Below are 24,448 nucleotides of genomic sequence, written 5' to 3'. Positions count from 1 at the left end.
CTGGAAACCATCAAGCAACAAACCCGCGCTATGCTGCAGCTACAAGACGATATGAACAGCAAAGTGCACCCCGCGTGGCGCGAGCAGGGCAATGCCTGGTACCGGGCCATATGGATCGAGTGCGGCGAGCTGATGGACCATTTTGGCTGGAAGTGGTGGAAGCACCAAACGCCCGACACCGAGCAAGTGGCGCTGGAGCTTATCGACATCTGGCACTTTGGCTTAAGCATTCTGTTAGAGAGCGGCGCCAGCGTTGATGACATTGCCGAAAAAGTTGCTCACGAGCTGGATATTACGACCGATCAGCCCGATTTTCGTGTAGATGTAGAGGCCTTTACCGCCGCCACCCTTAACGACCAGGGTTTTCATCTGGAGTTGTTTGGCCGTTTGATGGCCGGCGTTAACATGAGCTACGCCGAGCTTTACCGCCGTTACGTGGGCAAAAACGTGCTTAACTTTTTCCGTCAGGATCACGGCTACAAAGACGGCAGCTACCGTAAAATTTGGGCCGATGGCCGCGAAGATAACGAGCACTTAGTAGAGACGGTGCAAACCTTAGACGCCGGTGCTGATGACTTTGCCAAAGCGCTGTATCAAGCGCTGGCAGAGCGTTACGCGCAAGCGTAACACTCTGCGCGTTTACTGCTGCAGAGTGATCAAACAGCAAAGGAGTTTTTGGTGCATATGCTAAAGGGTACAAAGCAATGGTACTGGTAAAAATATTTCTCTGGGGGCTTTTAGGGTTATCGTTGCTGCTCAATACTGCCGCAACCACCGTGCTGTTGCGTGCTTATTTTGAAGTCAAAGCCAGGCGTTACGCTCAGTTAACCTTAATCTGGCTCATCCCTTTGGTGGGCGCTTTACTTATTCTATATATCCACAAAGAGGCGCTGTTTAAACGAGCTAAAGCAAAAGTGGGTAACCACTCTAACATCAGCAAGTGCGAGGCAATCTCGCACGCGGTTGCTTATTCTCAGAGTCGCTAGCGTTGGGAAAAATAGGGCCGCACGAAGGCCGAGAGTTTGCGTTATTTGCCCAGGGTGAGAAGCATCTAATGTTGTTTTTTAACGATGGCTTGCCAGACAATGTTTTGCCTTTGGCGCAATCGGTGGGCGCGCTTGAATGGGCATTTAACGCCGGCAAGCTTTTCCCTGACAGCGAGATTGAATTAACCGGGTATATTTATTACCGCGACGGTTATCAAGAACAGGCGGCTCACTTGGCGTCTTTGGTGTTAGCAACGCTTAATAAGCCTGCTAACCCCGCCCAGCTAGAGCGCGACATTGGTCGTTTGCTGGGCTACTCCGAAGCGGATATTGATGCTTATATCCAAAGGTTTACCTCACTCCGGGACGAGTGAATCCTCTCTATTGCAATCTTCAATCCATCCCCCTCACGCAAGAGTTTCTCTTGCGACCTAAATCATCCGCGGAGACAGAGCGGAGCTATCCTGATATTTATCGCGCAATACTGGCTCGGTTGTCGGAGGGGCCCTTTACCTTCATTGACTGGATTCTACTGGTATAATTGTATTATTATAATTCTAATATGGTTATATTGTATAAGAATAGTGACTAGGAGAACCCCATGTGGACATCTTTTACGCGCTCGTTAGGCGCAACCTTGGTAGGCTTGAGTTGTGCGGCGGGCACTTTAGCCGACAACCCCGTCATTAAAGAGCGCTTTAGTGCGGACCCGGCGGCTCTGGTACACGACGGCAAGGTGTACCTGTACGTCGGCCACGACGAAGCCACCCCCGAGGGGGATTTTTTTGTACTGCGCGAGTGGAATATTTACTCATCTGATACCGATGACCTTGATAACTGGACCCTTGAGGGCGATGTGCCGCGCACTATTTTTGAGTGGGCTGAGGCAGACTCTGCCTGGGCGTCTCAGGCGATTGAGCATAACGGTAAGTTTTATTGGTACACCACTGTGCGCGGGGTTGACCCGGAGGATTCGTTGGGCGGTTATACCCTGGGGGTAGCGGTATCCGATAATCCGGTTACCGGTTGGAAAGATGCCTTGGGCAAACCGCTGCTGGACCCAGCTGAGACCGACCCGGCGCCTCATATGATCGAGCACAGCCACAGCTGGGACGATATCGACCCGTCGGTATTTGTCGATCACGACGGCCAAGCCTACTTGTATTGGGGCAACTCGCACCTGTATTACGCCAAACTTAAAGACAATATGATTGAGTTTGACGGAGAAATTCATCAGTTAGAGATTGCAGGGATTCCCGGCCCCTTTACCGAGGCGCCGTGGTTGCACGAGAAAAACGGCCAATACTATTTAACCTTTGCCATGAACTACCCCGAAGAGCTGGCCTACGCCATGAGCGACAGCCCCGCCGGCCCCTGGAAGTATAAAGGCCTGCTGATGGATACCCTGGAAGACAGCGGTACCAGCCATCAGGCAATTTTAGAGGTGGACGATAAAGACTACTTTATTTACCACACGGCGGCGCTGCCCACGGGGGGTAACTTTCGCCGCTCGGTATCGATAGAGCACTTGAACTACAATGCCGATGGTACCATCGCTAAAATTACGCCAACGGCTTCTGGTATTAGTGATACCGCCCAAACGTTGCAAAGCCTTGCTGGTGCCGAGCAATACCTGCGTTACGGCGATGGTAGTGAAGTGAGCCTGGCGGTGCGGAATAACGATGAGCACTGGCAAAACGTGTGGCACATCAAGCCTTTGTTGGCCGGTGATAATACAGTGTCGTTTCAGCCAGAAACCCGCACGGGGTACTACTTAATCGCCGACGAGGGCAAACTGAGCATCGAGCGTCACGATGGTAGTAACAGTTTTGCGCAGGCGGCAACCTTTGAAGAGGTAAACGGCCTTAGCAACGGCGACTTAAGCTCGTTCCGCTCGCGCAGCGACAGCGCGCAATACCTTATGGTAAAAGACGGAGCACTCGTGTTGGCCAAGCCTGACTCGGCTGCCGATCGCAAAGCGGCGACATTTCAGGTCGCAGCCGGTGAATAACGAGGCTAGGTTTAACCTGCCGGATGAATGGTCGATGTTTAAACGTACGTAAAATAAACACGTAAAAAGCGCAGAGTCATAATGGCACTGTGCTTTTTTATTCTTTCATTTAAAGGGTAGGGTGCGGAGCCAAAGCGTTTGCGCAGTCTTGCTGCACAGTTAGCGCTTATCCAGCGCTTGCTGCATATTGTTTAGTATTTTCTCTCCGGCATCTTGTTTGCCGTTACAGCCCGACATATACCAGTCTTGCGTTACTCCCCGGCTTTTTCGTTGTTGTGCTTTTAGGCAGCCACCATAGTCTAACTCGATCACCGTGGTGTTGTGAGCGCTTTGCCAGCTGTCGTTATTTTTGCGGGTGCTGTGTCGCTGCAAGCGTTTTGCCTTGGCGGCGTTCACCTTTTGTTGCAGCCGCGGGTTAAATATTGCCGGGTTGTCTACTTTTTTTACCATCGCGCCAGAAGCCGGTGGCGCTGGAGTGGTCGTGTTGACAGGGGTTTTCTTGATCACTGTATTTAACGTGGTTTTGGGTTGCGATGGCTTAGCCGGGGCTTGGCTCTTGCCAGATGGGGTGATGTCTGGCTCGGGAGTTTTTACCGGTGTTATGTGGTTGGCTGCGGTGGCGGTTTTAGCTGTCGGTGCGGGCCTACGCAGGGTTAGGTGCAACGTGCTATGAGGCTCTGTGATGCTGAGTGTCGTAGTGCGCGGTGCCGGCCAATGGTAAAGCGCCACCAGGTGGAGCAGCGCCGAGACAATGGCGGCTGCGGTTAACAAGGTGCGATTAACCATGGGACGAGTCGGTTTTGCGGGTAAATCGGCCAACAGCTCGAGTGAGTCGTCAAGGAGCTGTTCTGGCAGATAGGTTTGTCGATTATCCATGTCGACGGCCATTATTATGCACTCGATTTTGGGGCAGCGTAGTTAGGACAAAAGGCCGTAGGGATAGTTTCGTGGTTGTATTCGCTGCCCCTGCGATAATGTATACGCCGAGAGTAGTGTCTATTTTCTCAACGATTAGGAGAGAGTTGCTGGGTGAAGGCCTCTGGGTGAGAATTACTGGATGAGAGCTTCTTCGTCCCTGATAGTGAGCACCTCAACACCGTCGGCGGTTACGGCAAGTGTGTGCTCCCACTGAGCCGATAATTTTTTGTCCCGGGTAATCACCGTCCAGCCATCTTTTAAGGTTTTGGTTTTAGCCGAGCCTTGGTTAATCATCGGCTCGATGGTAAAGGTCATGCCTTCTTGCAGTACTAAACCGTCGCCCGGCCTACCATAGTGCAGTACGCTGGGGCCTTCATGCATTTGCTGGCCAATGCCGTGGCCGCAGTAATCTTTTACCACGCTAAAGCCGTTTTGGTGGACGTAACTGGCAATGGCGTAACCCACATCGCCCAGAGTATTACCCGGCTTTACCGCGTTAATACCCCGCCACAGTGCCTGGTAAGTCGCATCGACTAATGTCCGCGCTAAGGGGGTGACCTCGCCGATGCAATACATTTTACTGGAGTCGGCAATGTAGCCGTCTTTTTCCAGTGTGATGTCTATGTTGACAATGTCGCCGCTTTTAAGCGGCCTGTCGGTCGGAAACCCGTGGCACACCACAAAATTGGGCGAGGCATTTAAGGTGTACGGGTAATCGTATTGCCCAAGGCTCGCAGGGCGAGCCTTTAACTCTTCGCGAATATACTGCTCTACCCACGTGTTAATGGCCATGGTGGTGACGCCTTCGACCATGCGCTTATCGAGCTCGGCAAACACCCGTGCCAGCAACTTGCCGGCGCGGCGCATTTTGGCTAATGCCTCGGGCGACTTTAAAATAACGTCATTCATTGTGGTTGCCTGCCTCTATAGCGGGCCGGCTCAACTCCGCCCTAATCAGCTCGGCAAAGGTTTTATCTTGGTTGAGCTCGGCCAGGCGCCCAATTTTTAACCAAAATTCTGCCTGTGCGTTAATCGAGCGCTGCATCACGCCGCTGGCATGGCGCAGCTCGTCGTGTAGCGCATCGGATACTTTTACGATTCCCATGATTGATAGGCCCTTGATCTACGAATATACGAAGTATATATGATATGTATATACTGGTGTGTGAATAATTGTTTAGGGTGTAGCATGGCCGCTTGCCGGAGGGGCTACGTCGCGTGGCTAACGATGATACTCTTAATGTTTCTAAATGATTTTTTGTCTGAGGTAGTACAGGCGTTCGGCGGGCCTATACCGGCGGGCATCGTAAATGGTTAAGTGGAGGGAGCATGAATGCCTGTATGTTTTGATATTGGTGGCACAAATATCCGGTCGGGTTGGCCCGATCAAGACGGAATCGTGCAAATCGCCGATCAGCGCGCAACGCCGGGCGACTCCTTAGAAGCCTTTCTAGTCACCTTGGAAGCAATGGTGCAGGGGGCCCCGATCGCACAGCAAGATTTTGTGGCAATTTCGATTACTGGGTTTGTGAATCCTAAAACCGGTGAGCTCACAATTGCGAATATTCCCTACTTAAAAAACACGAACCTTACCGAGCTATTAGAGGCCCGCGTGAAGGTGCCGGTTGTTGTTGCCAATGACGCGGATTGTTTGGCTCTCGCCGAGGCGCATGCTGGTGTCGCAAAAGGTGAAAGCAATGTATTCGCCATCATTTTAGGCACGGGCGTAGGCGGTGGCTTGGTGCTTAACGGTAATTTGGTGACGGGCTTTGGCGGTATTTCTGGCGAGTGGGGGCACGGTCCTATTGTCGATCCCACCGCCGGAGGCTTAGTCGATCACATGGGGTATTTCCACTGTGGCTGTGGTCAACAAGGTTGTCTGGACACCGTAGGCGCGGCGCGCGGTATGGAGAACGTCCATAGAGCCTTAAGCGGTACAACGCTTGAGGCCGAGAACATTTTGCGTGACTGGCGTAGCGGCGATTCCATGGCTGCGAAAACTGTCGAGGCGTGCAGCGAAATGGTGGCGCGCACGCTCAGTGTTTTTATTAACACGCTTGGCCCGGGCTCTGTGCCGGTGGGCGGTGGCCTTGCCAACGCGCAAGATTATATTGCCAAGATCGATACAAAAGTTCGCACCATGGTGTTGTCCCACTACAATCGCCCACTCGTTGTGCAGGCGCAGCACGTTAGCAATGCAGGGCTTGTTGGTGCGGCGTTCTTGCGCCCGCGTAGCACGGCCGGGACTAGGTAAATGGCAAAGATCACGTTTGAAGTTTGTGTCGATACACCGCAAGCAATCATTAACGCCAAGCAAGGCGGGGCCGATAGGGTAGAGCTTTGCGCTGCGCTGATCGCGGGCGGACTTACACCAACAGCTGCGCTTATGCGCTTTGCCGCCGCTGAGGCAATGCCTGCCCATGTGATGATTCGCCCACGGGGCGGCGATTTTTGTTTTACTGCCGCCGAAGTGCAGCTCATGCTCGATGATATTGCCCTTGCGCGAGACGAAAACATGAAAGGCGTTGTGCTTGGCGCAACGCATAAAGACGGCTCGCTCGATTTGGAAACACTGGCCACGTTGGTGGCCGCCGCTCAAGGGATGGATATTACCCTGCATCGTGCGTTTGATGTAACACCGGATCCATTCGAAACACTAGAGCAGGCGATTGCCTTAGGCTTTAATCGTATTTTAACCAGCGGCCAACAAGTTACAGCGCTGCAAGGTAAGGCGTTACTGGCTAGCCTGTTCGATAAAGCCTGTGGCCGCATCGAAATCATGCCCGGCAGTGGCATTAGTGCAGGCAATATCCACGAGTTGGCAACGCTAATGCCATTAACCTCCGTACATGCCTCTTGCTCGGAGTGTATACCGCAAGCGCCGGAGGCGGCGGTAAAACTTGGGTTTTGCGCCGGTGAGGGGCGGCGGCAGACCAGCCTTGATGTGGTGCGGCGAATGGCGGATGTTTTGGTTGAGCTTGATGCTTAGTCTGGTCTTTTGCGTATAAAAATGGTGTGCGGTCTTGTTTAAGGTTGTTTTGTGCCGCCAAAGGCGGGCTTTTAATATGCCCTCTGTCGCCGGGCGCGCGAGTTACTTTTCTTTGTTTGGGCAAAGCAAACTAACGAAAAGAAAGCCCACCCCGGCATCTCAGCCCTTCGGGTTCCCTCGCTCCAGCCAATTTTAGCGGGCCGCATTGACAGGCCGTCCCTGGCCTGACAATGCTTGCGTACGCATCCGTGCGTACTTACCCCCTAAAATAGGCCTCCGCTCGGCTGGCTGCAGGGGGCCCAAAAGCGGCACTTCGTAGCGGATTGATGCGGGTGGTTGCGTTTATTGCTTTGGCGTAATATTCTGCGTGAAGTATAAGCGCCCAGCGTAGCACCACTGGACAATGATCTGTCAGAACGTGCCGTATTTTCTCGTCAAGATAAAACATTCTGCCTTTCCTTAAATCAATCTCTATCGGAGGCGGGTTTCGCTGGGAAATGTAAGATTGGTAAATGTTAAACGATGTCGCATGAGTTCTTGCTTTAGATTCTCAGAGAACATCGTCTAAGCTTTTGCACAAAAAAATTCAATGTAAGGCTTTACCCCGATGGCTCGCGCGCCGTTTATGGCGCACATTGGTCAGCACAAAGTCACAGCAATTGAGGTCGATAATATGCCCTTCGCTCCTTATGCGAGTGAGCAAGACAAGCTGGAACGATTCGTCAACGCGTTTGGTACGCAGTCATTCCGAGACCAAGCAGACCGAGACTACATCGCGGCCCGGTTGACCTGTCGACATGAGCTGTTTCCTCAGTTCCTTTGGTCTTCACATCAAGCGATAGAGAAGTACCTAAAAGCCATCCTCCTTTACAACCGTATCAAAGCGAATAAAGTAGGCCTCGATCTAGCTCAAGCCTTGTCACTTACTCAGTCCTTATCGTTCGAAATCAGACTCTCGAAGAGGAGTCGTAAATTCATAGATTACTTGGCAGAGATTGGTGAGTTCAGGTATATCGACGTTCCCTTTCATGTGTACGGCAACATACTGATCGACCTCGATTTGGCTGTTTGGGAAATCCGTAGATACTGCCAGGTTCTAGATGTCGCTGGGAAACAGCTCCCGTTTGAGGAGCTGAAGCTACTTGATGCTGCATGGTCAGACTTAGCCAGCAGTGAGGAAAATCCACCATACAAGTTTCGACTGCACGGCGGCCTACTAGAGAGCATCGTTAGCGACAGAAAACACCCCAGTCGTGCCGCATTGCTCTGGCATAATCCTTGTTTCGGCGTCCGAAGGCGAGCCACGGTGAAGGCAAAGAATCACTCAAATGCGGAAAATTCGCTTTTGTACCTCTATCCTGAAATGCTGGATGAGTTGCTCAAATACGTCTTTATTCCTAAGAAACTGGTTGCGGGCTACCGAAGGCATCTTTCAGAAATCAAGGCGGGGGCCAAGGCTAGGCCGTAGCTGTGATAAGCGGGGCCAGATGAGACTTATAGCGTTTTTTCAAAGCCCAAAAGAATTTAAATAATCGCGAACATGAACAGCCTCACATGTTATGTTTTTGTACGTATAGATGGCTTTTGCCTTGTCACACATTTTCTTGTCTCTTGTAACAAAACCACTGCAAAATGCGCCGTAGGCAACATGCATTGCATCGCTGGAATTGGCCGGAACTCTGGAAACTTTAGGAAGACCTTCGTCAGGTCGGTACCCAATCATATTTAGCGCAAAGTAACATGTACAAATTCCCAGAAATAGGGGCCATTCGTCGTAACCGAAAAGCTTCTTATCTATAGGATCAAATCCAAAGAATTGATCGATCGATATCGTAGGTTCGACGGCTTCATTCATGTGTTTCCATAAGTCAAGAATAGGGTTTTCTGATCGTATGTAAGAAGATCCTCGACCTTTATTAAGGTGAAAAATCTTTCTTCTTTGATCTAGCGGTATAACATTTGATAAGTCTGCCTGTGTTTTCTTGCCTGCATCGTAAAACCCCTTTTCATAATCGATAGAACTTAGCGATTTAAGCTGTGGATAGCGATGTATTAAATCTGTGGCCAGCCTGGAAAGGTCATCAGCGTAAGATGAAAGGTTGTCATCTTCTTGGTTGCCAAAAAAGCCGCGAGGATAGGATTAAAAATAGAAGTGTCTATTAATGAAAAATTTCGATGCTCTAAATAGCGAGTGTATACCGCGTGAGGCTCTTCATAGACACTGACTTTAAGGTTGTCATTTATCAGACCTGCATCTGATGTAGGGCAAAATATCAGCCTTGCATTAAGCCCCCGAAGCACGTCTAAAATTTCAGTCCTACCCCCTCTGTGAATTTCATTTAAGTGCTCAGGCGAGTAAACCCATTCATTACCATCATTTTTTACAAGGTGGTACTCCTTGTCATAAAGATCTCCAAGTACATTCTGATCTAAGTAAATAAACATAGAATATCGCCTGAGTGTTATCTGGGCTAAAAGGTTCCGTGCTTTAAGTTAAGAACGTTATAGGTGATCGTAGAATAAAACTGGACACTCATCTGTATCTGTCAACATGATCGTTGTGTAAGTATTTCAGCTGTTTAAAAAGTTTACTGTTCGCTTCGAGTTTAATGTCACTGGGATTCAGGTCCTTAGGTAAACTGAAATCTCTAATCATTCCAAGTCAACGCTCAGGCTTGGCACGTTCGACATTGATGAGGATTTTTTTTGGCGTGACGCTAGTACCGATTTGGCTCCGCTGTTATGGCGATACGCATGTGTCACATAATTCGAACCGCTGTAGCCCAGCTACGAAGCACCGCCTTTCAATCCCCTGCAGCCAGCCGAGCGCAGGCCTATTTTAGAGGGTAAGCAAATAGGACATTTGCGCAAGTCTCGTCAGGGCAGGGACGCCCTGTCGAGACGGCCCTCTAAAATAGGCCGGAGCGAGGGAACCCGAAGGGCTGAGGTGCCGGGGTGGGCTTTCTTTTCGTTAGTTTGCTTTGCCCAAACAAAGAAAAGTAACTCGCGCGCCCGGCGACAGAGGGCATATAAAAAGCCCGAAACTTAGTTTCGCCCCTTTAACTCCGGTATTCCTCCACCGTAGGGCAAGAACAAACCAAATTCCGATCCCCATACACATTATCAATCCGGTTCACGCTCGGCCACACTTTATGCTCTTTTAACCACGTCGCCGGGCGGCTTGCTTGCTCGCGGGTGTAGGGGCGATCCCAGTCCGCTTGCATGACATCGTCCTGGGTGTGGGGCGCGTTGTGTAGCGCGCTGGTGTCGTAGCTGACATCGCCGCTTTCGATTTGGGCGATTTCTTTGCGGATGGTGAGCATGGCCTCGCAAAAGCGGTCCAGCTCGGGTTGCGACTCGGATTCAGTTGGCTCAATCATTAACGTGCCGGCCACCGGGAATGACATGGTCGGTGCGTGAAAACCAAAATCCATTAAACGCTTGGCGATGTCTTCTTCGGTGATGCCGCTGGCGTCTTTTAACGGGCGTAAATCGAGCAGGCATTCGTGTGCGACAAAACCCTCGGAGCCCTTGTATAAAATCGGGTAGTGATCGCCCAATTTTTTGGCCACGTAGTTGGCATTAAGAATGGCTTTTTGGGTGGCTTCAAGCATGCCGGTTTGGCCCATCATTTTAATGTACATCCAGCTAATGGGCAGGATGCTGGCCGAGCCCCAGGGGGCGGCCGAGATGGTGCCGTTGGCGATGTCGGTGTTGGGCACGGGTTGCACCGGGTGGGCGGGCAAAAAGGGTTTTAAGTGTTCGGCCACGCCAATGGGGCCCATGCCGGGGCCGCCACCACCGTGGGGAATACAAAAGGTTTTGTGCAGGTTTAAGTGCGACACATCGCCGCCGAATTTACCCGGCGCTGCTACGCCGACCAGTGCGTTCATGTTGGCGCCGTCGATATACACTTGCCCGCCAATGTTGTGCACGGCGGCGCACAGTTCGGTAATGCCCTCTTCGAACACACCGTGGGTAGACGGGTAGGTGACCATAATGCAGGCGATGCGGCGGCCGTACTCGGTAATTTTTGTGTTTAAGTCGGCGAGGTCGACGTTGCCTTTAGCATCGCAGTTCACCACCACGACTTTCATGCCCACCATCTGGGCGGACGCAGGATTGGTACCGTGGGCAGAGGCGGGGATTAAACAAATATCGCGATCAGCCTCGCCGTTGTGCTCAAAGTATTTTTTAATGGCAACAAGGCCCGCGTATTCGCCTTGACTGCCGGCGTTAGGTTGCAGGCTGACGGCGTCGTAACCGGTACAGGCCTCAAGCATTTGTTGCAGCTCGGTAAATAATTGGCTGTAACCTTGCGCCTGGTCGATGGGCGCAAACGGGTGCAGTTTGCCAAATTCGGGCCAGGTTACCGGAATCATCTCGGCGGTGGCGTTGAGCTTCATGGTGCAAGAGCCGAGTGGGATCATCGAATGATTCAGGGCAATGTCTTTTGCCTCTAGCCGCTTTAGGTAACGCAGCATGTCGGTCTCGCTGTGGTAGCTGTTAAACACTGGGTGAGTGAGTACCGCATCAGTGCGTCGCTGCACATCGGGCAAGCCGTGGGGCAGGTTGCCGCTGGCGAGCTCAGCGTCCAGCTCATGTAAATCTAAACCGTGGTCGCCGGCGCAGAACACATTAAGGAGTTGGCTGATGTGTTTAAACGTGGTGGTCTCGTCCAGGCTGATACCCAGGCAATCGTTGCCCACTAAACGCAGGTTGATTTCGTTACCTAAAGCGCTTTGATAAAAACCGCGCTGGGCATCGCGCCCAACTTTAACGCACAGAGTGTCAAAGTATTGCTCGTGGCGTAAATCAAAGCCGTGCTTTTTAAGGGCGGTGGCGACGGTATCGGTTAAGCGCGCAACGCGCTCGGCAATACGGGTTAAGCCATCGGGGCCGTGATAGATGGCGTAAAACACGCTCATGACCGCCAGCAGTACCTGTGAAGTACAGATGTTGGAGTTGGCTTTCTCGCGGCGGATGTGTTGCTCGCGGGTTTGCATGGCCATGCGCAACGCGGTTTTACCGCGGCTATCGACCGAGACGCCAATAATACGGCCAGGTGCGCTGCGCTTAAAGGCATCTTTAAAACCAAAAAACGCCGCGTGCGGGCCGCCAAAGCCCATGGGTACACCAAAGCGTTGGTTGGTGCCGATCACCACATCGGCGCCCATCTCGCCGGGTGATTTAAGCAGCATTAGGGCGAGTAAATCGGAGGCGACGGTAACCAGTTTTTTCTGCTCGTGGGCCGTGGCGATAATATCGGTTAAGTCGCGTACCTGACCGGTGGTGCCAGGGTATTGCAGCAGGGCGCCAAAGCATTCTGTGTCGGCGAGCTTTTCGGCCTCGTCGACAATCACTTCAAAGCCAAAGTGTTCGGCGCGGGTTTTAACCACCGCGATGGTTTGCGGGTGAGTATCGGCGGCCACAAAGAACGCGTCGGAGCGGTTCTTTTTGTTTTGTCGCTTGCACATGGCCATTGCTTCGGCGGCGGCGGTGCCTTCATCCAGCATTGAGGCGTTGGCTAAGTCCATGCCGGTTAAATCGATGATCATTTGCTGAAAGTTTAACAGCCCCTCTAAGCGACCCTGGGCGATCTCGGGCTGGTAGGGGGTATAGGCGGTGTACCAGCCGGGGTTTTCCAGCACGTTGCGCAAAATAACGTGGGGCACGTGGGTGTCGTAGTAGCCCATGCCGATAAAGCTTTTGTACAGCTTGTTTTTGCCAGCGATGGTTTTTAGCTCGGCCAGTGCTTCGACCTCAGATTTAGCTTGCTCAAGAGCCAGAGGCTCTTGCAGGCGGATTTTGCCGGGCACGGTTTTCTCGATCAGCTCGTTAATTGACCCAAGCCCCAGCGCTTGTAGCATCGCGCTGGTCTCCGCCGCATCGGGGCCAATATGGCGGCCGATAAAGGCATTGTGGTGGGCAAGCTCGGCCAGAGGTGCGCGGCGAAAATCCTGAGTCATAGGGAGTCTCTTTAATTACTGGAAACGGGTCGCTGGAACGGGAGTACAGGGGTTGGTCGTCGGCGCCATATGGGGCGTGCGACAATCGGACAAACACCTGTTTGAAGGGGCGCAATAGTAGCAATTGGCGGGGTTTTGAGCAATTGGCGCCGGCTAAATAACATCAGCGGAGTGTATGGTGGCCGCTGTTTTGCGATAATATGGCAAGCGGCAATAAACGCCGCGAGCTGTTTGGCGCGCCCCGGAGTGGGTGTGTTGGTTTACTTTACTGGCGCAGTGCATGGAAATACCCGGATATAAGATAATTGATACCCTCGGAGAAGGGGGCATGGCGACGGTTTATCTCGCCATCCAACAGAGCTTTGAGCGTGAAGTGGCGCTTAAAGTTATGTCGTCGCAGCTGTCAAAAGACCCGAGCTTTGGTGAGCGCTTTGTGCGCGAGGCCCGTATCGTCTCGCGTTTGGTGCACCCTAATATTGTTACGGTGTACGACGTGGGCGTGCACAAGGGCAACCACTATTTATCGATGGAGTATGTACCGGGCGAAGATTTAAAGCAGCGGCGCACCCGGTTAAGTCTGACGCAAATACTGACCTTGACCAAAGATGTGGCCCGGGCGCTGAACTACGCCGGCAGCAAGGGATATATTCACCGCGACGTTAAGCCCGAGAATATTATGCTGCACGCCGAAGACGGCCGCGCAGTACTGATGGATTTTGGTATTGCCCGCGCCACCGATATTGGCTCGGGGATGACTCAAACCGGCACCACCATGGGCACGCCTCATTATATGAGCCCCGAGCAAGCCAAAGGCGTGGTGGTGGACCCGCGCGCCGACATCTACAGCCTGGGGGTTGTGTTATTTCAGCTGTTGGCCGGCCGGGTGCCCTTTGATGCCGATTCGGCCGTGGCCGTGGGCATTATGCATGTATCCGAACCGGTGCCTACGCTCCCCGATTATGTGGCGCTGTTTCAGCCGATTATTAATAAAGCGCTGGCAAAAACCCCCGATGCCCGCTACCAAAGCGGTAATGAGTTGATTGCCGATTTAGAGACGCTGGATCCGGAGGCCGTACTGCTCGCGCAAGAGCAGCTGGCAAAAGCCCCGGCGGTTAACCCTGTATCGGAAACCGAGGCAACCCCCTATACCACGCCCGTGGTGGCAGCGCGCACACTTGTGGAGGCAGGCGAGGGCAGCACCACCGATTTTCGGGTGAGCGATATGGATGGCATTGGCGATTATGGCCATACCCCTGTAGCGCCCGGCAACCGGCCGCCGCGCCGCACTGGGCTGGGCTGGGGCATTGTCTTACTGATATTACTCGGTGGGGGGGGCGCCAGCTGGTACTTTTGGCCCGAGCTTGAGCCTCATTACCAGCGTCTAATCAGCGGTTCGGTACCTTCCGCCAGTGTAACGGACGCCACACCTGCGCAAACATCAAGGGGCGGGGCGGGTTCTGCTCCGCAAACTAGCTCAGCGGCTAACGATGCCGAATCAACGCGTTCTGAGGCAAACAGCCCGGAGGCTGCCAATACAGAAACACCCACTGCGCCAGAGGGCCGGGAGGCGGAGATAAATACCGCAAACGATGAGCCCTCAGATTTGGCGTTAACCGCGCGGATGCTGCGCCAGCAACTGGAGCGCGACCAGGCGCAAGCGGTGTTGCTGGCGCAGTCTTACCGACAGCTATTAAACTCCGATAACCTCGCCGACCGCGAGGCCGGCGAAGCGGGCCGGGCTGAACTGGCACGGTGGTTTGATGCCCGCTTTGCGGCCGCCATCGACGCTGAGGATGTACAAGCGGCCCGCGAGCTGTTGGCTATTGCCAGGCAGGCGCTAGACGATCCGGGCCGCGAAGCGCGCTACCAAGAGGCCTTGGCACCGCTTGAAGCTAAAGTCTGGCTGCAAGCTAAGCTCACCGATGGCGCGCGCTATTTAGAGCAAGATGCATTGAGCTCACCCGACGGGGCCAATGCGGTAGAGAGCTATCGCGATGTTTTGCAGGCGTACCCTGCCAACACCGAGGCGCGGGCGGGGCTGCAAGCGGTAGTGCGGCGCTATCACGTGTTGGCTCAGGCCGCCGAGGCCGCCGGCGAGGCTCCGCGCGCGTTAACGTTGGTAGAGCGGGGTTTACAGCTCGATGCCGGCGATGAAGCGCTTAACCAAATGCGTGATCGCCTACAGAGTGTGGATGCCCAGATCGCTCCTCTTATGACGCAGGCGAGTGCACACCAGGATGCCGATCAATTGATCGCCCCGAAAGACGCCAATGCATTTGCCTCATTGCAGGCGGTGTTGGCGATTGATGCCAATTACGAGCCTGCGTTGCAAATGCTCAAAGAGCTGGAGCAGGCGTTGATTCGGCGAATTGATAGCATGATCCGCGGCGGTGCGCTCGAAGAGGCTTCGCTGCAGCTGGCTAGCGCCCGGGATCGGTTTCCGCAAAGTCAGTCGCTATTGACTCGACGGTTGCAGTTAGAGCAGCTAACCGAGGCGAGCTTGCCGTCGGTGTCGAATCTTACCGTGGCAGCGCAGCCGCTTGCTAACTTGAGCCGCCAGCGCAATTTAGTGTTGGTGGCCGACCGGGTTATTTACCTTGGCTTTGAGTACAGCCGCTTTAATGGCGCTACGGGAGTGATTCAGGCCAGTTTGTACGATGGCTCGCGCAGCCTGCAAATCGCTCAGGTACCGGTGATTGTCAGTGGTGCTGAGGGGGTTAAGTTTTTTCGTATCGAGCGGCCGGTGGAGGGTTTTAACGAGGGCGGGTATCACGTCGACCTTACCCTCGGGGATCAGCGTTTAGCCTCGGTGGCGTTTCAGGTTGTGGGGCAAAGACCCTAAACCGGTGGCCTGAAATAAGCCGTTGCGAAAACTTAAGCCCGGCGGTACATTGCCGGATGTACGGCGGGCAGGACAATAACAAACCGCTACTGGCCTACGATTTAGGGTTATCACGCGAATGCCGCGCTGATAACCCCACGAGGATCACCATGAAATACTACTCTATTGCGAGCTATCTATTGCTGGCGCTAACGTTGAGCGCGTGCCAAACACCGCCCGATGTTAAGCAGGTTGAAGCGCAAAACCTGCAACTGCAAACCGAGCTTGCCCAGGCGCAAAATAAAATTGACGCGCTCGCCTCCGAGCAAGCGCGCCTGCAGCGCGAGATCGACGAGCTAAACCGGGTAAAAACCGTACTCGACACAGAGAAAACCGTGCGGGTGCAAGAGTCGAGCGAGTTGCGCGGGCAGGTGCGGCGGTTTGTACAACGGCAAATCGATATGCTGAAAGAGTTTATGGTGCAAAGTGATTTGCTCGACTATGTGGGAGGTGAGCTGGTGCAGCGCAGCAACGTCGATGCTAAGCCCTTACTGCTAGTGGATATGGCCAATCCGATGCCCGGTAGCGGCACGATTACCGGGGTAAGCGCGCATTTTGTTAAGCCCGGCACCTTTAACGTGCAGGTGATGCGGCCGGTGGATGATCAGCTAATCGTGATTTGGCAAAGCGCCCGATTAAAGGCGGTAAGCTCGGGTGTGCAGCGGGTTAACTTTCCTGTCAGTGTGGGTGTCGAGCGGGACGACGTCATTGCCTATCAGTTTAACGAGGCGGGCGTGGTCAGCTTTGATACGGGCACCGGAGACACGCGCTATACCGACGATTCAGTGGCGCTGGGCGAGCTGGTTAATGTTCGCAGCTTGCGGGGCGAGCAAGATAAACGCGCTTACTCGGTGGGCGTGTATGGGTTGTTGAATTGATTGTTGGAGTATGGGGAAAGGGGTACGGATAGCGAAAAAGGGCTGAATTTTGCAATCCAGCCCTTTTGATTTGAATAGCCATCAACCGTAACTATTCATCTCCCGCCATTTTCGATTGCAGGTAGTTTTGTATACCCACCTTGTCGATCAGGCTGAGCTGAGTCTCCAACCAATCCACGTGCTCTTCTTCGGACTCTAAAATACTGTTTAGAACATCGCGGCTGACATAGTCATGCACTTTGTCGCAGTAGGCGATGCCTTCGCGTAAATCCGGTATGGCTTTTAATTCAACCTTTAGGTCAGATTCCAGCATCTCTTTGGTATTTTCACCAATGTGCAGTTTGCCCAGGTCTTGCAGGTTGGGCAGGCCCTCTAAAAACAAAATCCGCTCGACCAGTTGGTCGGCATGCTTCATTTCATCGATGGACTCGTGATACTCGTGGTCTGCCAGCTCTTTTAAGCCCCAGTCTTTGTACATGCGGGCGTGTAGAAAGTACTGGTTAATGGCAACCAGCTCGTTGCCGAGCACTTTATTTAAAAACTCAATTACCTTCGGATCACCTTTCATGACTGTCTCCTCGCCGGCGCGGGCTGCGCTTAGTGAACTAATCGGCGTAAGTCTGGCCCTGTAGGGCTAGTCTGTCAAGTGTAAGTGTTTGATGTGTAAGGAGATTTTAATGATTAAGAGATTTGTTCTTATTGCGTTTTGCGTCTGTTTAGCGATGTCAGTGGAGTAGGGCGGGGCCTGAATTTAGGCCACCGCGTAAAACTGTGGCATACCGGCAATCATGGGGACTTCCTGCAGGGTCTCGTCCAGGATTTCGCGAGTGAGCGACGAGCACTTGCCGCACTGGCTGGCAACGCCCAACGCCTTGCGCAGCTTGCCTAAGCTGTGAGCGCCATCGTGTACTGCCGCCTCAATTTGGCGGTCGGTAATGCCTTTGCAGAGACACACGTACATTCGTAACAATACCTGCGTAATAGTGAAGTAATAATGAGATAGTATTGTTAATGAGAATCTGTGTCAATAGTTTGTGAGAATAATTGGCATTAAGAATTGGCAGATTTGGTTCTAAGCCAGGGGCGGTGTGGCTTAGTGCCAGTTAAAAACAATCGATGCGATAACTAAAATCAATGTGACTCACTAAATAGAATGTGTAATATAGTGCAGCACTATTAGAGCTTATGCTGCTAATTGTTAAAACTTTATCAAATCTTCACGGAAAGGCGGGTTGCAATTAACGGTGCGGCCCCCATCTTTCGGTGGAGCTTTATTTAGTCCGTCAAACTTATGGAGGTTACGACATGGGCGTATTAGTAGGAAAACAGGTTCCAGATTTCACCGCAGCGGCCGTATTGGGCAACGGCGAGATCGTTGATGAGTACAAGCTGGCTGAAGCCATCAAAGGCAAAAAAGCGGTTATCTTCTTTTACCCGCTGGACTTCACCTTTGTGTGCCCGTCTGAGCTGATTGCTTTTGACAACCGTTTTGAAGCGTTCCAAAAGCGTGGCGTTGAAGTAATTGCGGTATCAATCGACTCGCAGTTTACTCACAGCGCATGGCGTAACACCCCTGTAAACGAAGGCGGTATCGGCCAGGTTAAATACACTATGGTTGCCGACACCAAGCACGAAATCTGTCAGGCGTTTGACGTTGAGGCCGACGCCGGCGTTGCGTACCGCGGCTCGTTCCTGATCGACGAAGAAGGCGTAGTGCAGCACCAGGTGGTTAACAACCTGCCACTGGGCCGCAACGTTGACGAGATGCTGCGCATGGTTGACGCATTGGCGTTCCACCAGGAGCACGGCGAAGTTTGTCCTGCCGGTTGGCAGGAAGGTGACAAAGGTATGGATGCATCGGCTTCTGGCGTTGCTTCTTACCTGTCTGAGAACTCTGGCAAGCTGTAATAGCGGCTACCGGTTCTCCACCAAAAACCCGGCTTTGGCCGGGTTTTTTTATGTCGGTAATAAAGTGACGTTGGGGGTTCTGAGCCAGTTATAACCGTCAGTGTCCTTTTACGTGAAAACTGGGGCTTAACTAGAAGAAAATAAACTAAAAAAACACTAGCGTATTATTAAGTTTAGCCGTTTAATGCGCGCGAATTTGGCGCTGCCCGCAAGTGCAGCTCTGACGGTTTTGGGGTGGTCTGCTGCGGTGGGTCGCCCCTTCTTTTTTGCCGCTACAAAAAAGCCCTGGAGGCAAGTTATGAACGATTTTGATGGCGTTACCCACATCGAGGATTACTACAGTGCCGAGACGTTTGCACGTATTAAGGCGTTTGCCGATAAACGTGAGACGCCCTTTGTCGCGATTGATTTGCCGACCATTGCCCATGCTTATGACGAACTGATACGTGAGTTTGATTACGCCGACGTGTACTACGCTGTTAAGGCTAACCCGGCGGTGGATATTTTAACGCTGCTGCGCGACCGTGGGGCTAACTTTGACATTGCCTCGCGCTACGAGCTTGACAAAGTGATGGCGCTGGGTGTGACAGCCGAGCGCATCAGTTATGGTAATACCATTAAAAAAGCCAAAGACGTACGCTATTTTTACGAGCGCGGTGTGCGTTTGTTTGCCACCGACTCAGAGACTGATCTCGAATCCATTGCCCGCGAGGCGCCTGGCTCGAAAGTGTATGTGCGGGTGCTAACCGAAGGTACGCTCACGGCCGATTGGCCGCTGTCACGTAAGTTTGGCTGCGAAACCGAAATGGCCATGGAGCTGCTTATTCAGGCTCGTGAGCTGGGCCTTGAGCCCTACGGTGTGTCGTTTCATGTGGGCTCACAGCAGCGCGAGATCGGCGCCTGGGATGCCGCGCTAGCCAAAGTAAAAGTGATTTTTGATCGGCTGCGCGACGAGCAGGATATTGTGTTGCAGATGATCAACATGGGCGGTGGCTTTCCGGCCAATTACATCAGCCGTACCAACGATTTGGCCACATACGCCGAAGAGATTACCCGCTTTTTACAAGAGGATTTTGGCAGCGACTTTCCGCGTATTATTATCGAACCGGGCCGCTCGCTCATCGCCAACGCCGGTGTGATGGTCAGTGAAGTGGTGTTGATTTCCCGCAAATCCCGCACCGCGCTTAGCCGTTGGGTGTTTGTGGATGTGGGTAAGTTCTCGGGCCTGATTGAGACGCTGGATGAGTCGATTAAGTACCCGGTGTATACCGAAAAAACGGGCGAGCAAGAAGGTTGCGTGTTGGCAGGCCCTACCTGCGACAGTGCCGACATTATGTACGAGCACTTTAAATACCCGCTGCCTTTGTCGCTGACCGAAGGTGATCGGCTTTACTGGTTATCGACTGGCGCTTATACCACCAGTTATAGCGCAGTGGAGTTTAATGGGTTTCCGCCGCTGGCGGAGTATTGTATCGGGCAAGAGGCGCTGACCGCGCTAGGCAAATAGGTGCTTGCCGGGCGCGGCGTTACTGTCGCGCCTGCGCGTTATTTGCTACATTGCTGCGCACAATGGAAACCAGGAGTGTGCAGTGGCGCAAAAAAGTAATGTTCAATTAGAGCCAGGCTGGCTGAGCGAGTTGAGCGCTGAGTTCGACGAGCCTTACATGGGCGAGCTCAAGGCCTTTTTAAAAGCGCAAAAGCAGGCGGGAAAAGTCATTTACCCGCCTGCAGCGCAGATGTTTAATGCGTTTAACACTACACCGTTTGATAAAGTCAAAGTCGTTATCTTAGGGCAAGACCCTTATCATGGTCCGGGCCAGGCGCACGGCTTGAGTTTTTCGGTGCCAGAGGGGGTGCGTATCCCTCCGTCCTTGCAAAACATCTTCAAAGAGATCGAACGCGATCTTGGCATCGCGCGGCCTAACCACGGCAACTTAACAAAGTGGGCCGAGCAGGGTGTATTACTGCTAAACGCCACCTTAAGCGTCGAGCAAGCAAGCGCAGGCTCCCATCAAAAACGCGGCTGGGAGTTATTTACCGACCGGGCGATTGCAGCGCTTAACCGCGACCGCGAGGGGCTCGTCTTTATGCTGTGGGGCAGCTACGCACAAAAGAAAGGCCGCCTGATCGACACCAGCAAACACTTAGTGCTTAAAGCAGTGCATCCGTCTCCGCTTTCGGCCCATCGCGGCTTTCTAGGCTGTGGCCACTTTAGTCAAGCCAATCACTACTTACAATCACACGCGCAGCAACCGATCGATTGGGCACTCTAGTGCTTTTCTTGTAAATCCTCCTAACCTACACAATAATCAAAGGCCACCAAGCCTTGTGTGGTTACCGCTATAGGGCCGTTCGTGTATTGGCAAAATTCTGAGGAGTGAGAATGAACCACAAGCCTGATCATCTTGCAGCGCAAATCCCCCAAGAAGCGTTTGACTGGTACGACGAGTACGCCCACGGCGGTATGGATCGGCGCACTTTTATGCGCAAGTTAAGCGGCTTAGTAGCGCTTGGTTATTCCATGTCGGTGCTGACATCGGGGCTCTTGCCCAACTATGCGTTGGCCGAGCAAGTCTCCTTTAACGATCCGGATATTGTGGCAAGCTATCAAACTTTTGACTCACCTGCGGGTTACGGTACCGGGCAGGGGTATCTGGTTAAGCCCATGGGTGACAAGTCGCGGTATCCGGCGGTGTTAGTCATCCATGAAAATCGCGGTTTAAACCCCTACGTGAAAGATGTGGCCAGGCGCTTGGCAAAGGCCGGATTTCTGGCGTTTGCCCCCGATGCGCTTTACCCGGTAGGCGGTTACCCAGGCAACGATGATGAGGGGCGGGCGCTGCAGAGCGAGCTAAATAAGGCAAAGCTGCAGAATGATTTTGTCGCGGCGGCCAGGTACCTAAAGTCGCACTCGCTTGGTAACGGTAAGCTGGGGGCCGTGGGGTTTTGCTTTGGCGGTTATATGGTGAATTACCTGGCCGCTGTGGATAGTGGTTTGTTGGATGCCGGTGTGCCGTTTTACGGGACGCCCGCCGCCAAAGAGCTGCGTGGTAATATTAAAGCCCCGCTTTTGATTCAACTGGGTGAGCTGGATGAGCGCGTGAATAAAACCTGGCCCGAGTATGAGCAAGACCTAAAAGCGCATGATGTCGAGTACCAAATGTTTATGTATCCGGGCGCCCATCACGGTTTTCACAATGACTCGACCAGCCGCTTTGACAAAGCCAGCGCCGAGCTTGCCTGGCAGCGTACTCTGGCATTTTTTAACGACAAGCTAGGTTAAAAAGGATCTTATGACGACAACCGTTGCGTTAGAGTGCACCTGTGGCAGCGTAAAAGGCGAGCTTACAGTCGTACCAAGCGATTTGTTTCATGTGCACTGCCTGTGTTGCGACTGTCAGCGTTATGCGCAGTACCTAAATAACGAGGCGGTTATATTGGATGAGTTTGGCGGCACCGAGCTGCTGCAAACGTATCCGGCTTATTTGAGCATCCGTGAGGGTATCGATAAGGTTCAGGCTGTGCAGTTAACCCCCAAGGGGATATACCGCTGGCACACGACCTGTTGTCACATGCCCGTCGCCAATACGGTAAAGTCCTCCGCGGTGCCCTTTGTTGGCGTGTCGGTTAAGTGGATGAAGTTTGCCACTGAGCAGGACAAGCTTGCCGCTTTGGGGCCGGTGACGATAAAAGCCTTTGGTAAATACGCGATAGGCGCCATGCCAGACGATGTTCACCCGAGGTTTCCGCTGGTGTATATGCCGAAAATCTTAGGTTTTATGCTCAAAGGAAAGCTACGCGGTAGGCATCGCCCCTCACCATTTTTTAACGCGACGCTCCCCGTGGCCGAAGTGCGCCAGCTGTTTTAATCACTTGTCTTTTACTTTCTTGCCATCGTAATACGGCCTTGCAAGTGCCTGTTACTCAACGGTTTTAATATTGTCTTCAAATTGGTTTAAAGGTAAGGTGTCGGGCTTTGGGCCGCGCCGGAGCGCCTGTCGTTAATTGACTTATCAGGAGAATGTCTATGTCTTACTATGTAGGTGCTTATGCCTCATCCCCTTGCACAGCGGGTTGGGATCCAGAGCTGGAAGCGTCGTTTTACAACCAGTTAAAAGCGGCTGAGAACATTAAAGGGCTGGAGCATCCATTTTTTGGTGAGACGTTGCACAACCACGACGATGAGTGGTTTTTAAACAACATAGATCCAAACTGGAATTTTGTATTTACATGTGTGCCCGGCACTATGGGCGCGATTGGTAAAACCCCCGAATTTGGTATCGCCTCGGATGATGAGGCCGGCCGCGCCCAGGCGCTGGCGTTTTTTGACAAAGCCCGTGCCGCTATTGCCAAATTAAATGCCCACGCAGGTCGTCAGGTGGTGCAGGCCATTGAGGTGCAAACCGCGCCCAACCGCAGCAAAGCTAAGTCGTCGGTGGCATCACTGCAAGCCTCGTTAGAGACCATGCTTAGCTGGGATTGGCAGGGCGCCCGTATCGTGATCGAGCACTGCGACACGTATGTCGAAGACCAGACTCCGGCCAAAGGCTTTTTAACCATAAATGAAGAGATTGAGGCCGTGCACGCGATCAATAGCAAGCTGGGTGCAAATGTCGGCATTGTGGTTAACTGGGGCCGTTCGGTTATTGAAACTCGTTCTGAGGCGGGCGCGATTGAGCATATTAAACAGGCCAGAGAGGCCGGGGTTTTAGCCGGTGTGATGTTCTCTGGGGTAACCGACCAGGACACGCCGTACGGCACTTGGGCCGATACCCACATGCCAGCGGCTAAATCCGCCGCCGCCAGTATCGGTGCCGAGGGCTCGTTAATGACCGAAGCGCAAATCCACGAGTGTATTGCGGCTGCTGGCGGTAAAGACTTGCCGGTGGTTGGGGTTAAGATCGGTATTCGCCCCAAAGATGAAACCGTGGAAAACCGCGTGGCTTATAACCAGGCGGTGTTAGGCATGATCGAGCGCGCCTAATGGGTGTTCTGGCTTAAAGAGTTGGTTCACAAAAAAGCCAGAGCTTAACGGCTCTGGCTTTTTTGTGGACGCTTATTGACGGCGCTACTGTAAGAACTCCATGGCCGCTTCCATCTCGGCGGACAAATCTTCGGCCTCGGCCATTTGCATATCCGGGTCCATGCCCAGACGGCTAAAAGCCGTGACTTTATGGTAATCGACCTTGCCCAGAGCGGTGTCGCTGCCTAAATGGCTTTGCAGCATAGCGACCGTGACAATGTCGGTATAGTCGGCTTTAGGGACTTCGCGGTCGAATTTCATGTGTTGTGTCGGCACTTTGATCAGCTCGGCGGGAAAGTCCCAGGACTTTAAAATCAAATCGCCGATGGGCCCCTGCAGTTGGTTGATCACTGTGTCGAGGGTGAAGCTGTCTTTGAGCAAATACTCGTGCTCTTCGGCGTACGTCAAAATTGGCAATACACCGATTTTGTGAATCAGGCCGGCGAGCGTGGCTTGATCGGGGCGCAGGTTGGTGTAGTGGCGGCATAGCACATGACTGATACCAGCAATCTCGCTGGAGCGGGTCCAGCTATCGCGCATGCGCTTGTCGACCATATCCGACGTTGCCTGAAACATCTGTTGCATGGCCAGGCCGGTGGCGATGTTACAGGTGTATTCCATACCAAGGCGCGACAGTGCCATTTTTAAATCGTCAATAGCGCGGTTACCCCGTAGCAGCGGGCTGTTGGCAACGCGCACGATGCGCGCCGACAGTGCCGCGTCAGAGCCGATCACATCGGCCAGCTGGTTTAAGTCGGCCTCGGGGTCTTCGGCCACTTCACGCACTCGCAACGCGGCCTCAGGCAGCGTTGGCAGTACCAGTTTGTCGGTTTTTATGGCGGTAATGATGTCCTGGCGGACGGTGTCTACAACTTGGCTCATGAA

General features: G+C 53.0%; 24 protein-coding genes. 15 read left to right on the top strand and 9 right to left on the bottom strand.

Annotated features, from left to right (window positions below):
• The first annotated feature begins 9 nt into the window (after positions 1-9).
• The 4 genes from SD69_RS13135 to SD69_RS13120 all read left to right on the top strand — a co-directional run bounded on the left by SD69_RS13135 (position 10) and on the right by SD69_RS13120 (position 2,997).
• The gene (locus tag SD69_RS13135; protein WP_084591684.1) at positions 10-627 is read left to right on the top strand and encodes a dUTP diphosphatase; all 618 of its coding nucleotides are present in this window, start codon (positions 10-12) and stop codon (positions 625-627) included.
• Positions 628-704: 77 nt separating this feature from the next.
• Positions 705-986 (top strand): hypothetical protein, encoded by a 282-nt coding sequence (locus SD69_RS13130; RefSeq protein ID WP_041523572.1) that lies wholly within the window; start codon positions 705-707, stop codon positions 984-986.
• Between the two features lie 68 nt (positions 987-1,054).
• A complete protein-coding gene (locus SD69_RS13125; RefSeq protein ID WP_157471679.1) occupies positions 1,055-1,360 on the top strand; it encodes a hypothetical protein in 306 nt (101 codons plus the stop codon).
• 227 nt (positions 1,361-1,587) lie between these two features.
• Positions 1,588-2,997 carry a family 43 glycosylhydrolase gene (locus SD69_RS13120; protein WP_084591575.1) on the top strand — a complete coding sequence of 470 codons (1,410 nt, stop codon included), beginning with the start codon at positions 1,588-1,590 and terminating at the stop codon, positions 2,995-2,997.
• Positions 2,998-3,156: 159 nt separating this feature from the next.
• Here the strand turns inward: SD69_RS13120 and SD69_RS13115 are convergent, their stop codons facing one another.
• The 3 genes from SD69_RS13115 to SD69_RS13105 form a co-directional block, all read right to left on the bottom strand.
• On the bottom strand, positions 3,157-3,873 hold the full coding sequence (locus SD69_RS13115; RefSeq protein ID WP_157471677.1) for a hypothetical protein: 717 nt from the start codon (positions 3,871-3,873) through the stop codon (positions 3,157-3,159).
• Between the two features lie 174 nt (positions 3,874-4,047).
• Positions 4,048-4,824 (bottom strand): type I methionyl aminopeptidase, encoded by a 777-nt coding sequence (map, locus tag SD69_RS13110; RefSeq protein WP_041523569.1) that lies wholly within the window; start codon positions 4,822-4,824, stop codon positions 4,048-4,050.
• Positions 4,817-5,020: a TA system antitoxin ParD family protein gene (locus SD69_RS13105; protein ID WP_041523568.1), complete on the bottom strand. Its 204-nt coding sequence runs from the start codon at positions 5,018-5,020 to the stop codon at positions 4,817-4,819. Before SD69_RS13105 ends, map begins: the two co-directional genes overlap by 8 nt.
• Positions 5,021-5,248: 228 nt before the next feature.
• Here SD69_RS13105 and SD69_RS13100 point away from each other — a divergent pair, with 228 nt between their 5' ends.
• The 3 genes from SD69_RS13100 (at position 5,249) to SD69_RS13090 (ending at position 8,372) form a co-directional block, all read left to right on the top strand.
• Positions 5,249-6,169, top strand: coding sequence for an ROK family protein (locus tag SD69_RS13100; protein ID WP_041523567.1), 921 nt, complete (start codon positions 5,249-5,251; stop codon positions 6,167-6,169).
• Positions 6,170-6,904 (top strand): copper homeostasis protein CutC, encoded by a 735-nt coding sequence (locus SD69_RS13095; protein ID WP_041523566.1) that lies wholly within the window; start codon positions 6,170-6,172, stop codon positions 6,902-6,904.
• Positions 6,905-7,511: 607 nt separating this feature from the next.
• Complete coding sequence (locus SD69_RS13090; protein WP_052481151.1) at positions 7,512-8,372, top strand: HEPN domain-containing protein; 861 nt, start codon at positions 7,512-7,514, stop codon at positions 8,370-8,372.
• Between the two features lie 39 nt (positions 8,373-8,411).
• On the opposite strand, the gene SD69_RS13085 is transcribed toward SD69_RS13090, so the two are convergent.
• The 3 genes from SD69_RS13085 to gcvP form a co-directional block, all read right to left on the bottom strand.
• A complete protein-coding gene (locus tag SD69_RS13085) occupies positions 8,412-8,759 on the bottom strand; it encodes a hypothetical protein (protein WP_041523565.1) in 348 nt (115 codons plus the stop codon).
• 197 nt (positions 8,760-8,956) lie between these two features.
• Positions 8,957-9,349 carry a hypothetical protein gene (locus tag SD69_RS13080; RefSeq protein ID WP_041523564.1) on the bottom strand — a complete coding sequence of 131 codons (393 nt, stop codon included), beginning with the start codon at positions 9,347-9,349 and terminating at the stop codon, positions 8,957-8,959.
• A gap of 614 nt (positions 9,350-9,963) precedes the next feature.
• Entirely contained in the window at positions 9,964-12,873 is a 2,910-nt protein-coding gene (gene gcvP / locus SD69_RS13075; protein WP_052481150.1) for an aminomethyl-transferring glycine dehydrogenase, read from the bottom strand.
• Positions 12,874-13,153: 280 nt separating this feature from the next.
• On the opposite strand from gcvP, the gene SD69_RS13070 reads away from it, so the two are divergent.
• Both SD69_RS13070 and SD69_RS13065 read left to right on the top strand, forming a co-directional pair.
• Entirely contained in the window at positions 13,154-15,715 is a 2,562-nt protein-coding gene (locus tag SD69_RS13070; protein ID WP_084591574.1) for a protein kinase domain-containing protein, read from the top strand.
• Between the two features lie 149 nt (positions 15,716-15,864).
• The gene (locus SD69_RS13065) at positions 15,865-16,632 is read left to right on the top strand and encodes a hypothetical protein (RefSeq protein ID WP_041524804.1); all 768 of its coding nucleotides are present in this window, start codon (positions 15,865-15,867) and stop codon (positions 16,630-16,632) included.
• 91 nt (positions 16,633-16,723) lie between these two features.
• On the opposite strand, the gene bfr is transcribed toward SD69_RS13065, so the two are convergent.
• Together bfr and SD69_RS13055 are read right to left on the bottom strand one after the other, a co-directional pair.
• On the bottom strand, positions 16,724-17,200 hold the full coding sequence (bfr, locus tag SD69_RS13060; protein ID WP_041523563.1) for a bacterioferritin: 477 nt from the start codon (positions 17,198-17,200) through the stop codon (positions 16,724-16,726).
• Positions 17,201-17,383: 183 nt separating this feature from the next.
• On the bottom strand, positions 17,384-17,593 hold the full coding sequence (locus SD69_RS13055; protein WP_041523562.1) for a bacterioferritin-associated ferredoxin: 210 nt from the start codon (positions 17,591-17,593) through the stop codon (positions 17,384-17,386).
• A 344-nt stretch (positions 17,594-17,937) separates the two neighbouring features.
• Between SD69_RS13055 and SD69_RS13050 the strand changes: the two genes are divergently transcribed.
• From SD69_RS13050 to SD69_RS13025, 6 genes are all read left to right on the top strand, one after another.
• Entirely contained in the window at positions 17,938-18,540 is a 603-nt protein-coding gene (locus tag SD69_RS13050; RefSeq protein ID WP_041523561.1) for a peroxiredoxin, read from the top strand.
• A gap of 298 nt (positions 18,541-18,838) precedes the next feature.
• Positions 18,839-20,047, top strand: coding sequence for a type III PLP-dependent enzyme (locus tag SD69_RS13045; protein WP_041523560.1), 1,209 nt, complete (start codon positions 18,839-18,841; stop codon positions 20,045-20,047).
• 82 nt (positions 20,048-20,129) lie between these two features.
• Positions 20,130-20,813, top strand: coding sequence for a uracil-DNA glycosylase (gene ung, locus SD69_RS13040; RefSeq protein WP_041524803.1), 684 nt, complete (start codon positions 20,130-20,132; stop codon positions 20,811-20,813).
• 110 nt (positions 20,814-20,923) lie between these two features.
• Positions 20,924-21,823 carry a dienelactone hydrolase family protein gene (locus SD69_RS13035; RefSeq protein ID WP_041523559.1) on the top strand — a complete coding sequence of 300 codons (900 nt, stop codon included), beginning with the start codon at positions 20,924-20,926 and terminating at the stop codon, positions 21,821-21,823.
• Positions 21,824-21,833: 10 nt separating this feature from the next.
• Complete coding sequence (locus tag SD69_RS13030) at positions 21,834-22,409, top strand: DUF6151 family protein (protein WP_041523558.1); 576 nt, start codon at positions 21,834-21,836, stop codon at positions 22,407-22,409.
• Positions 22,410-22,567: 158 nt separating this feature from the next.
• Positions 22,568-23,524 (top strand): DUF4862 family protein, encoded by a 957-nt coding sequence (locus SD69_RS13025; protein ID WP_041523557.1) that lies wholly within the window; start codon positions 22,568-22,570, stop codon positions 23,522-23,524.
• 84 nt (positions 23,525-23,608) lie between these two features.
• Here the strand turns inward: SD69_RS13025 and SD69_RS13020 are convergent, their stop codons facing one another.
• Positions 23,609-24,445 carry an HDOD domain-containing protein gene (locus SD69_RS13020; protein ID WP_041523556.1) on the bottom strand — a complete coding sequence of 279 codons (837 nt, stop codon included), beginning with the start codon at positions 24,443-24,445 and terminating at the stop codon, positions 23,609-23,611.
• Positions 24,446-24,448 lie beyond the last annotated feature (3 nt).

Origin of the sequence: Gilvimarinus agarilyticus (genome assembly GCF_000832015.1) — a bacterium.
In the GTDB taxonomy this organism is placed as follows: Bacteria; Pseudomonadota; Gammaproteobacteria; order Pseudomonadales; family Cellvibrionaceae; genus Gilvimarinus; species Gilvimarinus agarilyticus.
The sequence above is the reverse complement of the archived record's forward strand: the minus strand, read 5'-3'. Positions and strand labels throughout refer to the sequence as shown.

What these genes read in the sequence shown, in the direction of transcription:
- bfr (WP_041523563.1), bottom strand. Translation starts at nt 17,200, where the DNA reads ATGAAAGGTGATCCGAAGGTAATTGAGTTTTTAAATAAAGTGCTCGGC.
- SD69_RS13130 (WP_041523572.1), top strand. Translation starts at nt 705, where the DNA reads ATGGTACTGGTAAAAATATTTCTCTGGGGGCTTTTAGGGTTATCGTTG.
- SD69_RS13020 (WP_041523556.1), bottom strand. Translation starts at nt 24,445, where the DNA reads ATGAGCCAAGTTGTAGACACCGTCCGCCAGGACATCATTACCGCCATA.
- SD69_RS13085 (WP_041523565.1), bottom strand. Translation starts at nt 8,759, where the DNA reads ATGAATGAAGCCGTCGAACCTACGATATCGATCGATCAATTCTTTGGA.
- SD69_RS13080 (WP_041523564.1), bottom strand. Translation starts at nt 9,349, where the DNA reads ATGTTTATTTACTTAGATCAGAATGTACTTGGAGATCTTTATGACAAG.
- SD69_RS13100 (WP_041523567.1), top strand. Translation starts at nt 5,249, where the DNA reads ATGCCTGTATGTTTTGATATTGGTGGCACAAATATCCGGTCGGGTTGG.
- SD69_RS13070 (WP_084591574.1), top strand. Translation starts at nt 13,154, where the DNA reads ATGGAAATACCCGGATATAAGATAATTGATACCCTCGGAGAAGGGGGC.
- map (WP_041523569.1), bottom strand. Translation starts at nt 4,824, where the DNA reads ATGAATGACGTTATTTTAAAGTCGCCCGAGGCATTAGCCAAAATGCGC.
- gcvP (WP_052481150.1), bottom strand. Translation starts at nt 12,873, where the DNA reads ATGACTCAGGATTTTCGCCGCGCACCTCTGGCCGAGCTTGCCCACCAC.
- SD69_RS13065 (WP_041524804.1), top strand. Translation starts at nt 15,865, where the DNA reads ATGAAATACTACTCTATTGCGAGCTATCTATTGCTGGCGCTAACGTTG.
- SD69_RS13055 (WP_041523562.1), bottom strand. Translation starts at nt 17,593, where the DNA reads ATGTACGTGTGTCTCTGCAAAGGCATTACCGACCGCCAAATTGAGGCG.
- SD69_RS13115 (WP_157471677.1), bottom strand. Translation starts at nt 3,873, where the DNA reads ATGGATAATCGACAAACCTATCTGCCAGAACAGCTCCTTGACGACTCA.
- SD69_RS13125 (WP_157471679.1), top strand. Translation starts at nt 1,055, where the DNA reads ATGTTGTTTTTTAACGATGGCTTGCCAGACAATGTTTTGCCTTTGGCG.
- SD69_RS13095 (WP_041523566.1), top strand. Translation starts at nt 6,170, where the DNA reads ATGGCAAAGATCACGTTTGAAGTTTGTGTCGATACACCGCAAGCAATC.
- SD69_RS13090 (WP_052481151.1), top strand. Translation starts at nt 7,512, where the DNA reads ATGGCTCGCGCGCCGTTTATGGCGCACATTGGTCAGCACAAAGTCACA.
- SD69_RS13105 (WP_041523568.1), bottom strand. Translation starts at nt 5,020, where the DNA reads ATGGGAATCGTAAAAGTATCCGATGCGCTACACGACGAGCTGCGCCAT.
- SD69_RS13050 (WP_041523561.1), top strand. Translation starts at nt 17,938, where the DNA reads ATGGGCGTATTAGTAGGAAAACAGGTTCCAGATTTCACCGCAGCGGCC.
- SD69_RS13045 (WP_041523560.1), top strand. Translation starts at nt 18,839, where the DNA reads ATGAACGATTTTGATGGCGTTACCCACATCGAGGATTACTACAGTGCC.
- SD69_RS13035 (WP_041523559.1), top strand. Translation starts at nt 20,924, where the DNA reads ATGAACCACAAGCCTGATCATCTTGCAGCGCAAATCCCCCAAGAAGCG.
- SD69_RS13120 (WP_084591575.1), top strand. Translation starts at nt 1,588, where the DNA reads ATGTGGACATCTTTTACGCGCTCGTTAGGCGCAACCTTGGTAGGCTTG.
- SD69_RS13030 (WP_041523558.1), top strand. Translation starts at nt 21,834, where the DNA reads ATGACGACAACCGTTGCGTTAGAGTGCACCTGTGGCAGCGTAAAAGGC.
- SD69_RS13025 (WP_041523557.1), top strand. Translation starts at nt 22,568, where the DNA reads ATGTCTTACTATGTAGGTGCTTATGCCTCATCCCCTTGCACAGCGGGT.